The sequence below is a fragment of the Paenibacillus sp. tmac-D7 genome (assembly GCF_006519665.1).
Taxonomy (GTDB): Bacteria; Bacillota; Bacilli; order Paenibacillales; family NBRC-103111; genus Paenibacillus_G; species Paenibacillus_G validus.
Genome location: NZ_VIDW01000051.1, coordinates 1 through 14,494, shown reverse-complemented (window position 1 = coordinate 14,494; position 14,494 = coordinate 1). Strand labels below are relative to the sequence as shown.

Here is a 14,494-nt window from a genome sequence, read left to right as displayed (position 1 = left end):
ACATGTAAACCGCTGACTAGCGTAAAAACTACTTCTTGATCCAGTGCATCATTTCACGCAGCTGGGAACCGACTTGCTCCAATGGATGCTCGGACTCCAGGCGACGGGTAGCCGTCATGAATGCGTTGCCGGATTGGTTCTCCAGGATGAAGTCGCGAGCGAATTTACCTTGTTGGATATCGGACAGTACGCGCTTCATTTCTTTCTTCGTTTCTTCCGTGATGATGCGAGGACCGGTTACATAGTCACCGTACTCAGCCGTATTGGAGATCGAATGTCTCATCGTTGCGAGGCCGCCCTCGTACATCAGGTCAACGATCAGCTTCAGCTCGTGCAAACACTCGAAGTAAGCCATCTCTGGAGCGTAGCCTGCCTCTACCAACGTTTCGAAGCCCGCTTTCACGAGTGCGGACGCGCCGCCGCAAAGTACGGCTTGCTCGCCGAACAAGTCGGTTTCGGTTTCTTCGCGGAAGGACGTTTCGATAACGCCTGCGCGTGTGCAGCCGATTCCTTTTGCATAAGCAAGGCCGATTTCTTTCGCTTGGCCGGTTGCATCTTGGTGAACGGCGATCAGACCAGGTACGCCAAAGCCTTCCACGTATACACGGCGAACCATGTGACCTGGAGATTTCGGAGCGACGAGGAATACGTCTTTATCCGCGGACGGATTGATTTGCCCGAAATGAACGTTGAAACCATGGGAGAACATGATCGCTGCGCCATGCTTCAGGTTCGGTTCGATTTCGCTTTTATATACGCGAGCTTGCGTCTCGTCCGGCATCAAGATTTGTACGATGTCGGCCAATTTCGTAGCTTCTGCTACCGAGTACACGTCAAAACCGTCGTTTTTCGCTTGTTCGAAGGATTTACCTTGGCGAAGACCGATAATAACTTTCAAGCCGCTGTCGCGCAAGTTTTGCGCCTGAGCGTGGCCTTGGCTTCCGTAGCCGATAATCGCAATCGTTTTGCCTTTCAGAACGTTCAGGTCTGCATCTTTTTCATAATACGTAGTTACTGCCATGGTATAATAGCTCCTCCTTTAATTTAAAACCCTGTGAGTGGGTGCTCAAACGCACCACCGGCCTGCGGGCTTCCGTCCGTAGGAAAGGTCATCCGCTTGAGATCCCACTCACAGGAACATTGTACTATGTTTTGGGTTACTTCACCATACCGCGAATCATCGCGGTTACGCCCGTGCGGGATAATTCCTTAATGCCGTAAGGCTTAAGCAGCTCGGTCATCGCGTCGATTTTCTCGGAATCGCCGACGACCTGCACGATCAGCGAGTTCGGGCCGATGTCGACGACCGCTGCGCGGAACGTCTCGACGACGCCCAGAATTTCGGGCCGCATGTTCGGCTCGGCATTCACTTTGATGAGCGCGAGCTCGCGGGCGACCATCGGATTGGAGCTCAGATCGACGACCTTGATGACGTCGATCAGCTTATACAGCTGCTTGGAAACCTGCTCCAACGTATGATCGTCTCCAGTCGTGACGATGACCATGCGCGAGAGACCGTTCTCCTCCGATTCCCCGACTGTAATGCTCTCGATATTGAAACCCCGGCGGCCGAACAGGCCGGATACGCGCTGCAGCACACCGGGCTGGTTATTCACTAGAACGGAAATGGTGTGTTTGCGTGTCATTCCGAATCCCCCAGTATCATTTGATCTATCGTCGAGCCTTGCGTTACCATCGGGAACACGTTCTCGTGCTTCCGAACGACGAATTCGACGAGAACCGGACCCGGGGTATCGAGCGCTTCCTGCCAAGCGCGGCGCGCTTCTTCCTTGTTCGTGGCGCGAAGGCCCTTCACGCCGTAAGCTTCCGCCAGCTTCACGAAATCCGGGCTGCCGGCCAAGTCGATATGGCTGTAGCGATTATCGTAGATGATTTCCTGCCACTGGCGAACCATACCGAGCACTTGGTTATTGATGACGACGATTTTCACCGGAATTTTGTTAATGGCGCAAATCGCCAGCTCCTGCGAGCACATTTGCATCCCGCCGTCGCCGTTGATCGAGACGACCAACCGGTCAGGATTCGCTACTTGCGCGCCGATCGCCGACGGGAATCCGAAGCCCATCGTGCCCAGGCCGCCCGAAGTGATCCACGAACGCGGCTTGTTGAATTTGTAGAACTGCGCGGCCCACATCTGATGCTGGCCGACGTCCGTTGTGACGATCGCATCGCCTTTCGTCGTCTCATGAATCATCTCGACCACATACTGCGGCTTCAGCTCAGTCTCGGAGTCGTTGTACTTGAGCGGATTGTTCCGCTTCAGCTCTATCACTTCCGCGATCCAGCTCTCCGACTTTGCCGCTTTCGCCTTCTGGTTGGCCAGCTGCAGAACGGCTTTGATGTCGCCGACTACCGGAATGGCTGTCTCGACGATTTTGCCGATCTCCGCCGGATCGACGTCAATGTGCACGATCTTCTTCGCTTTCGGCGCGAAGCCGTCCACCTTCATCGTCACGCGGTCGTCAAAGCGGGCGCCGATGCCGATCAGCAGGTCGCAGTTTTGCAGCGCCATATTAGCCGCATACGTGCCGTGCATGCCCGGCATGCCGAGCCACAAATCGTCGGCGCTCGGGAATCCGCCCAAGCCGAGCAGCGTTGTGGTAACCGGGATGCGCGTTTTGCGCACGAATTCCATCAGCTCTTCCGCCGCATTCGCATATACAACACCGCCGCCGGCAATAATCATCGGGCGTTCGCTCGCTGCGATGGCTTCCAGCATCCGGTCGACCTGCAGCTTGTTCGGCTGCACCGTCGGATGATAGCCGCGAATATCCACCTTGTCCGGATACGAGAACGGGGCCGCCGCGTTGGAGACATCCTTCGGAATATCGATCAGCACCGGACCTTTGCGCCCTGTCGATGCGATATGGAACGCTTCTTTAATAATGCGGGGCAGATCCTTCACATCGCGCACCAAGTAGCTGTGCTTCGTAATCGGCATCGTGATGCCGGTAATATCCGCTTCCTGGAACGCATCCGTTCCAATCACCGTCGTCGCGACATTGCCGGTAATGACGACGAGCGGCACCGAATCCATATACGCGGTGGCGATCCCCGTAACGAGGTTCGTCGCTCCCGGCCCGCTCGTGGCGATACAGACGCCGACCTTACCGGTCGAACGGGCGTAACCGTCCGCCGCATGAATGGCTCCCTGCTCGTGACGCGTCAGCAAATGATTGAAATCGGGATTGCCGTGCATCGCATCATAAATATATAAAACCGCTCCACCCGGATAACCGAAGACGCAATCGACACCTTCCAGCAGCAAGCTGCGCAACAGCATTTCCGATCCGGTGATGACATCTGGCTTCAACAGCTCTTCGCGAAGCTGCTCTTTAGACTTTTGTGTGGTTTGTACGATCATGGGTTGGGCCTCCTTCTCTAGATTTAGGACGACGCTTGTAAAATAAGCAAAAAACCCCTCTCGCCCCCAAACGCAAATGCGCTTGACGGGACGAAAGGGGTTGATCTTCCGTGGTACCACCCAAATTTGTTAAATGCCTCACGGCAAATAACCTTAGCAGGTAATGAACGTTGCTAGCAAACGTTACGCTTACCCTCGGCACAATAACGAGTGCCAATCCGATTTTCCCTACTAGCTGCAGCTTGGCATAGCCGCACTTTTCAGGAAAACAGCTCCGAGGTGAGCTCGTAGATAAGGGATTATGGCATTGGTTTCAGCAAATCCAAATGCTCTCTGAACATAAGGGCCCTTAGCACTTCGTCCTCTTCACAGCTGTTAACTGCTGTTTTGTACTTTAATGTATTATATGACGAATCGAGGACTTCGTCAAGAAGAATCGATTTCGGCCTTGCTTCGCGCCTACGGGCAAAAACCGCCGGTTGCGAACGAAAGGTATTCTGCGAAAGTTGTCGTTAGAGGTTGTCAATCATGGACAGGTCGGGTAAAAAGACGTACCTGTACCGTTAAACTTGAAGGGAGTGATTGAAGTTGCGCAAGCCCCTCTTGTCGATTCTCGCTGCTCTGATCCTCATTTCCGCCTTGAGCGTTCTGCTTGTAGCGAACCTTCCGTCCGACCTTCAAGCCGCTTCGCCCCAGGCATCCGTTCAGCAAGCCGCACCTGCACCGGCTGCCGGACGGGTATTGAAGCCCGTACCGAAGTCGCCGCCGTCAAACCAGCCGCTGCTCACATTCTCTGTGCTCAGCGATGCGCACGTCCGCGCTGAAGACGAGTCGTCCCATCAGAAGTTAAGCGCCGCTTTAAGCGATCTGCATAACCTCGATCCGAATGCGGAAGCCATCATCTTAAACGGCGACATGACCGACGGCTTACCCGAGGATTATGAAGCTTTCCGGAACATTCTGGAAACTGCTCCGCTTCCGGACAAGCTCTTGTATGCGATTGGAAATCACGAATACTATAAAGCCTGGCATGACGATCAGGGCCGATGGAAGCCGGCAAGCTTCCCCAATGGCGAAACGGAGCAGACGTCCCAGACGCGCTTCCTGCAATTCTCCAACGCCGAGAACCTCTATTTCGAGCGGATCATTGCAGGATACCGGTTTATCGTGCTCGGTTCGGAACAATACCGGCAATCCGCTCCGGGTAATGGAGAGGATGCTGTTCTTTCTGCGAAGCAGCTGCATTGGTTGGACGAGAAGCTCCACGAGGAGGACGGTTCCGGCAATCCGATCTTCGTGTTCTTGCATCAGCCGCTTCCTTACACGGTAGCCGGCAGCGGGCTGAATCGCGGGGTCGTGGCCTATACCGAGCTCAAATCGATTTTGTCGAAATACCCGCAGGTTATTTTCTTCTCAAGCCACACGCACTGGGAATTGAAAACGCCGTATACGATGAGATGGGATCAATTTACCATGATCAACACCTCCTCCGTAGGTCATCCTTTAACGGATGACGGTAAGGGAGGCGAAACGGAGACGGCGCCCGAAGATAGCGAAGGGTTATTCGTTCGCGTCTTCGCAGACCGGGTGGAGGTGCGGGGCCGTGACTTTGCCCGCAATCGCTGGGTGCCTGAAGCTCAGTTCAGCGTGCCCGTTCCCGGCAGGTGAACGGAAAGGAACCTTACAACGAAGGCATGAAGCCATGCGCAAGGTGCCGGCGTGCGTCGGATGCTCCATCCTTCGCTCGCCGGCATCAGTCTGGCTTGCCCCAGGTAATAACACAAAAAACCCATGGAGTGCACTCAGCTGTTCAGCAGAGCGCGCTCCATGGGTTTTAATGTTTGATCTTTAAGCGTTAACCTTTTGTTTAGCGGTTTCGGCGAGCGAGTTGAACGCACTGATATCGTTAACCGCGAGGTCAGCAAGCATTTTGCGGTTTACTTCTACGCCAGCAAGTTTCAGGCCATGCATCAATTTGCTGTAGGACAGGCCGTTTTGGCGAGCAGCCGCGTTGATCCGGACGATCCACAATTTGCGGAAGTCGCGTTTTTTCTGACGACGGTCACGGTATGCGTACAGCAGGGATTTCATAACCTGCTCTTTAGCTGTTTTAAATAATCTATGTTTCGAACCGAAATAACCTTTAGCAAGCTTCAAAATCTTCTTGCGACGACGAGTGCGGATAAAGCCGCCTTTTACTCTTGCCATGACAATCTACCTCCAAGAATGTTGTTTATGGATAACGAAACGAATCGTAATTTGACAATTAACCTTTGATGTTAGCAAGCTGCTGCTTCAGGCGTCTTACATCGCCAGGAGCCATGACCGGGTTCGTTCCGAGCACGCGCTTTTGGCGGCCGGATTTGCCCGACAGCAGGTGGTTTTTGTAAGCTTTGTAACGTTTCACTTTACCGGTACCTGTAATCTTGAAACGGCCTTTCAGGCTGCTGTGTGTTTTCATTTTTGGCATGGGGTGTTCCTCCTTAAAGAATGAAGTTTATTGCTGCTGCTTCGGCGACAAGATCATGATCATGCTTCGGCCTTCCAGCTTCGGCCTGCGCTCGATCACGCACAGCTCTTCCACTTCGGCTGCCATCCGTTCCAGCTGGCGCTGGCCGATCTCGGCGTGAGCGATCTCACGTCCGCGGAATCGAACGGAAAGCTTCACTTTATCGCCATCACTCAAGAACTTCGTGACGTTGCGCAGCTTCGTCTGGAAATCGTGTTCGTCAATCGTAGCGCTCAAGCGAATTTCTTTGAGTTCCACGATTTTTTGGTTCTTACGGGCTTCCTTCTCTTTCTTCTGCGTTTCATAGCGGAATTTCCCGTAGTCCATAATGCGGCATACCGGCGGTTTCGCCGTAGGAGCAACGTTCACCAAATCCAGATTCAGATCCTGCGCAATTTGCAGCGCTTCACGAATCGGCTTAATGCCCAGTTGTTCCCCGTCTGCCCCAATCAGTCGAACTTCTCTCGCCCGAATGTCATCATTAATCATGTGCTCTGTACTAATAACCTGCCACCTCCAAAGGATTATATAAAAAAGACGTAGGCGCTTAGCGCCCACGTCGGTTTAGGTTCAAGTGATCGAACGATCCGATTACATAATCAGTCATTCATGCCATTCACTCTCATTCATAACCAGCCAACCTTAGTCGGGCAGGTGAGAAGCGGGCGCTTCTTCTTCGCACCAAAACAATATATCACAAGTTCTTGGGTAAAGTCAATGTCCCATTTACAGCTATCCCGCCTGCTTGCTCTGCACTTCTTCCAGCCGGATGACACGGGTGTGCTCCGTATGGCTCCACTGCTTATTGTTCTGCGTGAAGAAGGCGTAAACCGTGATCGGCCACCAGGAAAGCAAATAAACCGGGAACGTGATCAAATACTTGTAAGTCTTAAGCGGCGCTTTCTCAAGCACGATCGCCGTAACGAACTGACCGTAGGACAGAACGGAGTAAATAGCGAACATCAACGGCGCCATTTCGTAAAGCGACGTAAACTTCTCGAAATTCGGAACAATCAAGTTAATCCAAAGCACGATCGTCAATATCGAGCCAATAAAGACGTTGTAAACGTTCAGCGCGTAAACCGCCGTATCAATCTTGGCCCAGCTTCTCTCCTTAACCCCCGACCAGAACAGCGGGAGGAAGTAACGGCGCGCGACGTCGAAGTGGCCTTGCATCCAGCGCAGGCGCTGACGCGCGGAGGCCTTGAAGGTCAGCGGCTTCTCGTCGTACACTTTGGCATCGTAGTTGAATGTCGGATTCACGCCGCGCATGACGCAGCGCATCGTAAATTCCAAGTCTTCTACGAGGCTTGTTGCGCCCCAGCCCATCTCTTTAAGCAAGTTCGTTTCAAAGCACATGCCTGTACCGCCCAAGTAGTTGGCAAGCCCCAGATTTGTCCGCGGCAGCTGCCACAAGCGGTTGCAATACCAATACGTGATCGCATAAGCCGCGGTGATCCAGGAGTCATGCGGATTTTTCGTATCGAGATACGCTTGGATCACTTTGGAGCCGTTGCACAGGTCGTTGTTCATATGTGTCAAGTAATCCGGGTTCACCAGATTGTCGGCGTCGAACATGACAATCGCGTCGTATTGACGCGGCATTTTCCAAAGCTCCTTCAGCATCCACTCAATGGCATACCCTTTGCCTCGCAGCTTCGGATTTTTCCGTTCGCAAGCGTGTACGCCCATATCGCGGGCGATCTGCGCCGTATTGTCGGAGCAATTATCGCAAATAACGAAAATATCGTACAGTTCCTTAGGGTAGTCGAGCGTCTTCAGATTCTCAATGAGCGCCCCGACAACCTGCTCCTCATTGTGCGCAGCGACGAGTACGGCAAACGATTTTTGCGGCGCGTGGTTGGCCTTGTTCTTACGACGATACCAACCGAAAAACGACAGAAGCAGCTGATAGCCTCCGATTACAGCCAATAAAATTTGGAGGCCTAGCAGGATACTGTCCAACATGAAACATCCCCCTTTTTTTGTATGTACCCCTTTTTTCTTTCTTTTCTAGTTTTCGCTTTTAATACGGATTCGATGGCGTGATCAGGAATGCGTGGGTCGCCGAATATGATTTTCCTCTCTTTGGTCCGATTTGTCAAAAGCGCAATGCCGCTTGATTAAGTCAGATCTCTGTCATTTCGGGGAAAAAGCTCCGCAATTCCGCTCAGGTTCTTCGCCATCCATCTTTTTACGTCTTATTTTCATCGTTTTTCAAACTTTTTATAAGCTGCATTTGGAAATATTTTTCTTCACGCTGAAGATGCCGGGGTACAAACTATTTCAATACGACGTCTTTCTCCTCACGCGATCGTAACGACGCTTCCGCCACCTTCCGGCAGCTGTCGTACAATCCGGCGAAAATCGCGTCCCACGATTGCTTCATGCTATAGGTTCGTCCGGCCGCAGCAAGTTTTTGCGCAAAAGAGCGGTCCGTGAAAATTTTGTGCGCCGCTTCGACAAATTCCGAAACTTGGCCGGGAGCGCACAACAAGCCGGTTCGGCCGTGCTCGATATTGTCGGCCACGCCTCCGGCGTTCGCTCCGACAACCGGCGTCCCGGAAGCCATCGCTTCGAGGATGACGTTACCGAACGTTTCGGTTGCAGAAGGAAACACGAACACATCGGCCGCGGCATAGAGATCGCTCAGCGCCTTGCCTTGCTGAAAGCCGGTAAACGTTATGTCGGGATCACCTCCATACTGCTCCGTAAGCGGCTTTAGCAGCGGCCCGTCGCCAGCTATGATCAAGTGCGAACAGGCCCGCATGTGTGCCGGCAACGATTCGAAAGTGCGCATCAACACGTCGACGCTCTTCTCGGGAGCCAGTCTTCCAACATATAACATGACGAACTTACCCGGAGAAAGGTTGCGGGCGGCAAGCACTTCCTTTCGATCCGCGAACGGATGAAAGCGCTGCATATCGACGCCGCGGGACCAAATTTCTACGAAATTGAGCCCTTTTTCCTCCAAATGTTTCTTTGCGGAACGGGAAGGAACGTAAATGCGTTGACAGTCCTGATGGAACCAAAGCATGTATTTCCACAGGATCGGCTCCATCCATTGCAGTTTATAGTAAGCGAGATACTGGTCGAAGTGAGTGTGGTAGGACGCTACCACGGGTATGTGATGCCGCTTCGCGTAATGCAGCCCGACCAGCCCCAAGTTGAAGGGTGTCGCCAAATGAATCAGATCGGGGGCAAAAGCTCTGAGCGTTTTCTTCAGATTCATCGGGTTCGGGATAGCCATTCGGCACTCCGGATACAATAAAAAAGGGATACTGTAAAATCGTTCCACCATCCGTTGATTCGTTTCGGCAGCCGAGTGACTTAACGGCGCAAACACCATGCACTCCACCCCGCGCGTTTCCAAGTAATTCACCCATCGACCGAGCGTTTGCGCAACACCGTTCACATCCGGCACATACGTATCCGTAAACAGGGCTACTCTCATAATTAACCTCCTCCAAGTTTTGTTGAAACAGTAATCCGCGTTAGCAGATGACGTGAGACAAAACTACATCGGAAGCATAAGCCGGGTTTTGTCGAAACCGTCATACACGTTGGCGGATTACCTGAGACAAAACTGACATTGGAAGCATAAACCGGGGTTTTGTCGAAACTGCAATCGGCATCGGCGGTTTACGGTGAGACGAAACCGGCGGCTGAAGAATACAATGGACCGTATGGCACGCCGTACAGTCTACCCGGCTGAAGACGTTCACGAGGCGGGAAGCAGCTGCAAAGGAAACTTTCGGGTTGGCCGGCCGTATTAAGGGATACGTTACAAGCGGCAAGCTTCACAAGCTATCTTATCCAAACATTGTTAACGGGGCGTCAATGCAACATTAATTTTTTCTATTCTTTCCGTTGATACTCCATTAACAATTGACAGCTACAATAAAAGTAAGCGCATGACGAAAGCTAATTCCACAGCAGGAGGCGATAACTCTTGAGCCGTGTCGTAACTTGGCTGCAGCATCATGAAAAACGGATGTTTTGTTTTGTGAATCAGCGTATTCAGCACGACGTGCTTGACTTATTCTTTAATGCCTTTACCCATATCGGAGGCGCGACGGTCATGATCGTCACCGCGTTGTCCATTGCCCTATTCACCGGCGGCGATTGGAGAACGGCCGGCATTCAGAGCTGCGCGGCGCTGGCCGTGAGTCATTTGCCCGTGGCTATTATTAAGAAGAAATACCCCAGATTGCGCCCTTATCTCGTCCTTCCCGATACCCGCGCCTGCAAAAATCCGCTGACCGACCACTCTTTTCCTTCCGGCCATACGACGGCGGTATTCTCCGTTCTGGTACCGCTGATGTTTATCGGCCCGTGGACGTTCGCACTGTTCCTGCCGGTCGCCGCTTTGGTCGGCGTTTCACGTATTTATTTGGGCCTGCACTATCCTTCCGATTGTCTGGCCGGCAGCTTGATCGGAACTGTAACCGCCGTCTCGGCTGTAGCCGTGCTGTAGGAAGCAAGCCCCATGGAAGGCAAGCCTAAATCACAAGGTACCCGGTGGAGGGAATTCGCCAATGCGTAAAAAGAGGGTTCTATTGTTATCCGAAGGCTTCGCGGCGGGACATACGCAAGCGGCGCACGCGCTGGCCCGAAGTTTGCGCCTGCTTGCGCCGGATATTCAAACCCGCGTACTGGAGCTCGGGAAGTTTTTACACCCGATGCTGGCTCCTTGGGTATTTACGGCGTACCGGAAGACGGTATCCACCCAGCCCAGACTGTATGGGATGGTGTACAGGTCGCGTTACAAAAAATCGCTGAACCGCATGACACAGCTCGCCTTGCACCGCATTTTTTACGCACAGGCGGCAGCCGTCATCCGTCAGCTGCGTCCCGATACGATCGTGTGTACGCACCCGTTCCCCAGCGCGGTCGTTTCCCGTCTGAAACGAATCGGTCTCGACGTTCCTTTATGTACGGTCATTACCGATTACGACGTTCACGGGGCATGGGTAAGCCGTGAAGTGAACACCTACCTGGTGCCCACTGAGGACGCCAAGCAAACCTTGCTTAGCCGCGGCGTACCGGCCGATTCGATTCAGGTGACCGGCATTCCGGTGCACCCGAATTTCTGGAAGGCGCACAACCGCGACGAGCTGCGCGCTCGCTTCGGGCTAAAGGCCATGCCGACGGTGCTCGTGATGGGCGGCGGTTGGGGATTAATGAAGGGAAAAGCGTTCCTCGATCATCTCGTGCAGCGGCGGGAGGACATACAGCTCGTTATTTGCCTCGGCAGCAACGAGAAAGCCAAAGCTGCGCTGCTCGCAGATGAGCGGTTTCGACATCCCCATGTGCGCCTGCTCGGTTTTACCCATGAAATCGACAAATGGATGGACGTGTCTGACTTGCTGATCACCAAACCGGGAGGCATGACATGCACGGAAGCTATGGCGAAGGGAATCCCGATGCTGTTCTACGAGCCGATCCCGGGCCAGGAAGAGGAAAACCTTCAATATTTCATTCAGCAGGGGCTCGGGGAACCGATACGCTCGCCGGAAACCGTCAATCGTTGGTTTGACATGCTGGCGGAGCAATATCCGGTCATGCGGCATAGACGTGAAGCGCGTGGAACCAGCGCAGCCGCTTACCGTCCGATGGATTGTTCGCGCGTGATCATCGATCAGCTGGCGGCTGCCGGCTGCTGGACCAAGTCTTCATAGCCGAAAAGCCCTGACCGGGGGTCAGGGCTTTCTCGCGCGGAGCCAAGCTCCGCCAATGTCATAACGAAAGTAAGATGGAGGGCTTATGACGAAGCCCGGTGAAATATAGCGGACCGGTAAGGTACCATCGGAACGAAAAAGGGCGAACCGTCATTCAACCAAATAGACGCGAGATCGTTCCGTTATTTTTGCCGCAGGAGTTAGTTCGCGTTTCCTTCCGGTTCAGCCCCCGCCTCGTCTTCCTCCGCCAATCGCTTCACATGAGCGGCCAGCGCCTTCTCGCCGATCACGACTTCCACCCGGTGAATCGGCATCCCCCGCTCGAAAAATTTCGTCTCGTATTCCGTCATCACCAGATCGGTGCGCGGCCCTTCGGCATGCAGATCGAGCGAAATATTGCGCATCCTCAGTCCGAGATCGGCGAACGAGTTCAAAGAAAATTCGAACAAGCTGCGGGAATCCGTCTTGAAATGAATTTCGCCGTTATCGTTCAGGACTTTCTCGTATTTACGGACAAAAGCGGCATGCGTCAGCCGACGGCGCGCGTGCTTCTTTTTCGGCCACGGGTCGCTGAAGTTCAAATAGATGCGGTCCAGCTCACCACTCTCGAAGATGTCCTCCAAATATTCGATATTGAAACGAACGAGCCGCAAATTCGACAAGTCGCCGCCATGAACCTCACGGGAATCGCGTGCTTTCTCGCTGCCTCTGCGAATCAATTCGTCGTACATGTCGATGCCTATGTAATTCGTTTGCGGGTTGAGCGCGCTTAGCTCGCTGATAAACTTTCCTTTGCCCATGCCGAGCTCCACATGAATCGGACGGTCATTGCCGAACACTTCCCGCCAACGGCCCTTATGAGCCTGCGGTTCCAAAACAACCAGCTCGGGCTGAGCCTCCAGCGCTTCTTTTATTCCTTTACGTCCTCTTAGCCGCATACTCGATTTTCCTCCAACCGCAATTTACGCGCGTCCTGTTCTGAAACCCGGGACAGCCGTTTTCCTTTGTCGATTATACTCAATAATACCGGCAATGAAAAGACCGAACCCCGGCGATCGTTCGTTCGCTTAAGGTTCGGCCGCAGTCGGTGCGTGATGGCTGGCTTTCCGTCTTTATACTTTACTTCGCACGGTCTACATCCTCGTCCCTGCTGCGTCCGCGCATGCCCGCTAATCCGAGAAGACCCAGGAGGCCCAACCATCCCCAATTGCTGCCGTTCGCCGTGGTTGCGTTGTTCGCCGTGTTCGTCCGGTACGAGAGCGTACTGTAATTGCCACCATACCCGTAGCCGGTGCGATCGGCGGTATTCGGGTAAGTGTTCATGCGGTCGAGCATGTTGTCGTTGTAGCCGGTTCCCGTCGTGGTTGTCGTTCCGGTCGTGCTTGTGCCCGGTGTCGAAGGGCCGTAGCCGGCCGTGCCCGTCGTAGTCGGGTTAACACTGCCCGTGGCGCTAGTCGCTCCGGTGCCGTATGTCCCGTTGGTGTTGTAAGTTCCATACGTGCCCGACGTACCGGTAGTTCCGGTTGTACCGGTAGCAGCTGTCTCGGCGAACGCCTGACCTCCGAAACCTAATGCAGTCGTCAACGCTAACGCAAGCACTGTTTTACCGAACTTGTTCATGATGTGAGAAATCTCCCTTCTCCAATCGAAAGTTGGTTAGCCGCCCTGCAACCATAGGATGAACCTCGGCGCTTCTTGTTATCCGATTCGGGACAAGGGGCTATTGTCAAGGGAAAGTTCGCTTTTCTGCCCTGTTTTTTGTAAAATGATTGAGAGCCATCGTGCTCGCAGCAACCTGAATTTGAAGGAGTCCATACGCCATGCAAGCAACGGAATCAACCGGACCCCGTTTATGGGGAGATAAACGGTTTCATACATGGAATTACGAAATGCGCCGGCAATTCGGCACCAAAGTGTTCAAAGTGATGCTCGACGCCGGTTTTACGTGCCCCAATCGGGACGGAACCATTGCGACCGGCGGGTGCACGTTCTGCAGCGCCCGCGGCTCGGGCGATTTCGCCGGCAGCCGCCGCGACGACCTCGTGACGCAATTTAACAAAATTCGCGACCTGCAGCATCAGAAATGGCCGGAAGCGCAATATATCGGTTATTTTCAAGCCTATACGAATACGTACGCTCCCGTCGAAGAGCTCCGTGAGTATTATGAAGCGATCTTGCAGCAGCCCGGGGTTGTCGGGCTGTCGATCGCCACTCGGCCGGACTGCTTGCCGGACGATGTGATCGACTATTTGGCCGAGCTGAACGAGCGGACGTACCTCTGGGTCGAGATGGGGCTGCAAACCGTGCACGAACGCACGTCCGAACTCATCAACCGCGCGCACGACACCGCCTGCTACCTGGACGCCGTCGCCAAGCTGCGGGCGCGCGGCATCCGCGTTTGCGCCCACATTATATACGGGCTGCCGCAGGAGACACACGAGATGATGCTGGAAACCGGCCGGCAAGTGGCGCATATGGACGTGCAAGGGATTAAAATTCATCTGCTCCATCTGATGCGCAAAACGCCGATGGTTAAGCAGTACGAAGCCGGGCTGCTGCAATTCCTCGAGAAAGATGAGTACGTGAGCCTGGTCGTCGACACGCTGGAGCTGCTTCCGCCCGACATGATCGTTCACCGGCTTACCGGGGATGCGCCGCGCGACTTGTTGATCGGTCCGATGTGGAGCCTGAAGAAGTGGGAAGTGCTGAACGCATTCGACCAAGAACTGGTTCGCCGGGACACTTGGCAAGGGAAAAAGTGGACTTCGGCATGAACCGACCGTTCCCCGCGAGCGAGCCTCGATCCTCGTAGGAAGACGACGATTCCAGAATGTGAGGGGGCTTGACGATGAGAACCATTCCGCAGCGCTCTAACGCCGCTCTGCTGCTCGGGGTCGCGCTGCTGGCCGCGACCGGCTG

The 14,494-nt window shown here is 53.8% G+C and carries 14 protein-coding genes; 4 read left to right on the top strand and 10 right to left on the bottom strand.

Going from position 1 to position 14,494, the window contains the following annotated elements; translation table 11 throughout:
* Positions 1-28: 28 nt before the first annotated feature.
* From ilvC to ilvB, 3 genes are all read right to left on the bottom strand, one after another.
* Positions 29-1,021 (bottom strand): ketol-acid reductoisomerase, encoded by a 993-nt coding sequence (gene ilvC, locus FKP33_RS23100; RefSeq protein ID WP_054797931.1) that lies wholly within the window; start codon positions 1,019-1,021, stop codon positions 29-31.
* Between the two features lie 136 nt (positions 1,022-1,157).
* Positions 1,158-1,646 (bottom strand): acetolactate synthase small subunit, encoded by a 489-nt coding sequence (ilvN, locus tag FKP33_RS23095; RefSeq protein ID WP_127610470.1) that lies wholly within the window; start codon positions 1,644-1,646, stop codon positions 1,158-1,160.
* Entirely contained in the window at positions 1,643-3,385 is a 1,743-nt protein-coding gene (gene ilvB, locus FKP33_RS23090; protein ID WP_127610468.1) for a biosynthetic-type acetolactate synthase large subunit, read from the bottom strand. The genes ilvN and ilvB overlap by 4 nt, the downstream gene beginning before the upstream one ends.
* Before the next feature lie 588 nt (positions 3,386-3,973).
* On the opposite strand from ilvB, the gene FKP33_RS23085 reads away from it, so the two are divergent.
* On the top strand, positions 3,974-5,053 hold the full coding sequence (locus tag FKP33_RS23085; RefSeq protein WP_258313536.1) for a metallophosphoesterase family protein: 1,080 nt from the start codon (positions 3,974-3,976) through the stop codon (positions 5,051-5,053).
* A gap of 180 nt (positions 5,054-5,233) precedes the next feature.
* Here FKP33_RS23085 and rplT read toward each other — a convergent pair whose 3' ends face one another.
* From rplT to FKP33_RS23060, 5 genes are all read right to left on the bottom strand, one after another.
* Positions 5,234-5,593 carry a 50S ribosomal protein L20 gene (gene rplT, locus FKP33_RS23080; protein WP_127610464.1) on the bottom strand — a complete coding sequence of 120 codons (360 nt, stop codon included), beginning with the start codon at positions 5,591-5,593 and terminating at the stop codon, positions 5,234-5,236.
* Positions 5,594-5,651: 58 nt separating this feature from the next.
* Positions 5,652-5,855, bottom strand: coding sequence for a 50S ribosomal protein L35 (rpmI, locus tag FKP33_RS23075; RefSeq protein ID WP_054797929.1), 204 nt, complete (start codon positions 5,853-5,855; stop codon positions 5,652-5,654).
* Positions 5,856-5,882: 27 nt separating this feature from the next.
* On the bottom strand, positions 5,883-6,383 hold the full coding sequence (gene infC / locus FKP33_RS23070) for a translation initiation factor IF-3 (RefSeq protein WP_127610462.1): 501 nt from the start codon (positions 6,381-6,383) through the stop codon (positions 5,883-5,885).
* 243 nt (positions 6,384-6,626) lie between these two features.
* Positions 6,627-7,862, bottom strand: a complete 1,236-nt coding sequence (locus FKP33_RS23065; RefSeq protein WP_054800199.1) for a glycosyltransferase family 2 protein — start codon at positions 7,860-7,862, stop codon at positions 6,627-6,629.
* A gap of 313 nt (positions 7,863-8,175) precedes the next feature.
* Positions 8,176-9,348 (bottom strand): glycosyltransferase family 4 protein, encoded by a 1,173-nt coding sequence (locus FKP33_RS23060; protein ID WP_141336461.1) that lies wholly within the window; start codon positions 9,346-9,348, stop codon positions 8,176-8,178.
* 498 nt (positions 9,349-9,846) lie between these two features.
* Here FKP33_RS23060 and FKP33_RS23055 point away from each other — a divergent pair, with 498 nt between their 5' ends.
* Positions 9,847-10,371, top strand: coding sequence for a phosphatase PAP2 family protein (locus tag FKP33_RS23055; protein ID WP_054797928.1), 525 nt, complete (start codon positions 9,847-9,849; stop codon positions 10,369-10,371).
* A 61-nt stretch (positions 10,372-10,432) separates the two neighbouring features.
* Complete coding sequence (locus FKP33_RS23050; RefSeq protein ID WP_141336460.1) at positions 10,433-11,575, top strand: MGDG synthase family glycosyltransferase; 1,143 nt, start codon at positions 10,433-10,435, stop codon at positions 11,573-11,575.
* A 200-nt stretch (positions 11,576-11,775) separates the two neighbouring features.
* On the opposite strand, the gene trmB is transcribed toward FKP33_RS23050, so the two are convergent.
* Together trmB and FKP33_RS23040 are read right to left on the bottom strand one after the other, a co-directional pair.
* Positions 11,776-12,513: a tRNA (guanosine(46)-N7)-methyltransferase TrmB gene (trmB, locus tag FKP33_RS23045; protein WP_054800200.1), complete on the bottom strand. Its 738-nt coding sequence runs from the start codon at positions 12,511-12,513 to the stop codon at positions 11,776-11,778.
* 181 nt (positions 12,514-12,694) lie between these two features.
* On the bottom strand, positions 12,695-13,195 hold the full coding sequence (locus FKP33_RS23040) for a WGxxGxxG-CTERM domain-containing protein (RefSeq protein ID WP_141336459.1): 501 nt from the start codon (positions 13,193-13,195) through the stop codon (positions 12,695-12,697).
* A 200-nt stretch (positions 13,196-13,395) separates the two neighbouring features.
* On the opposite strand from FKP33_RS23040, the gene mnmL reads away from it, so the two are divergent.
* Complete coding sequence (gene mnmL / locus FKP33_RS23035; RefSeq protein WP_054797926.1) at positions 13,396-14,349, top strand: tRNA modification radical SAM protein MnmL/YtqA; 954 nt, start codon at positions 13,396-13,398, stop codon at positions 14,347-14,349.
* Positions 14,350-14,494 lie beyond the last annotated feature (145 nt).

Coding starts and splice junctions, on each gene's coding strand:
- ilvC (WP_054797931.1), bottom strand. CDS start 1,021: ATGGCAGTAACTACGTATTATGAAAAAGATGCAGACCTGAACGTTCTG.
- ilvN (WP_127610470.1), bottom strand. CDS start 1,646: ATGACACGCAAACACACCATTTCCGTTCTAGTGAATAACCAGCCCGGT.
- ilvB (WP_127610468.1), bottom strand. CDS start 3,385: ATGATCGTACAAACCACACAAAAGTCTAAAGAGCAGCTTCGCGAAGAG.
- rplT (WP_127610464.1), bottom strand. CDS start 5,593: ATGGCAAGAGTAAAAGGCGGCTTTATCCGCACTCGTCGTCGCAAGAAG.
- rpmI (WP_054797929.1), bottom strand. CDS start 5,855: ATGCCAAAAATGAAAACACACAGCAGCCTGAAAGGCCGTTTCAAGATT.
- infC (WP_127610462.1), bottom strand. CDS start 6,383: ATGATTAATGATGACATTCGGGCGAGAGAAGTTCGACTGATTGGGGCA.
- FKP33_RS23065 (WP_054800199.1), bottom strand. CDS start 7,862: ATGTTGGACAGTATCCTGCTAGGCCTCCAAATTTTATTGGCTGTAATC.
- FKP33_RS23060 (WP_141336461.1), bottom strand. CDS start 9,348: ATGAGAGTAGCCCTGTTTACGGATACGTATGTGCCGGATGTGAACGGT.
- FKP33_RS23050 (WP_141336460.1), top strand. CDS start 10,433: ATGCGTAAAAAGAGGGTTCTATTGTTATCCGAAGGCTTCGCGGCGGGA.
- trmB (WP_054800200.1), bottom strand. CDS start 12,513: ATGCGGCTAAGAGGACGTAAAGGAATAAAAGAAGCGCTGGAGGCTCAG.
- FKP33_RS23040 (WP_141336459.1), bottom strand. CDS start 13,195: ATGAACAAGTTCGGTAAAACAGTGCTTGCGTTAGCGTTGACGACTGCA.
- mnmL (WP_054797926.1), top strand. CDS start 13,396: ATGCAAGCAACGGAATCAACCGGACCCCGTTTATGGGGAGATAAACGG.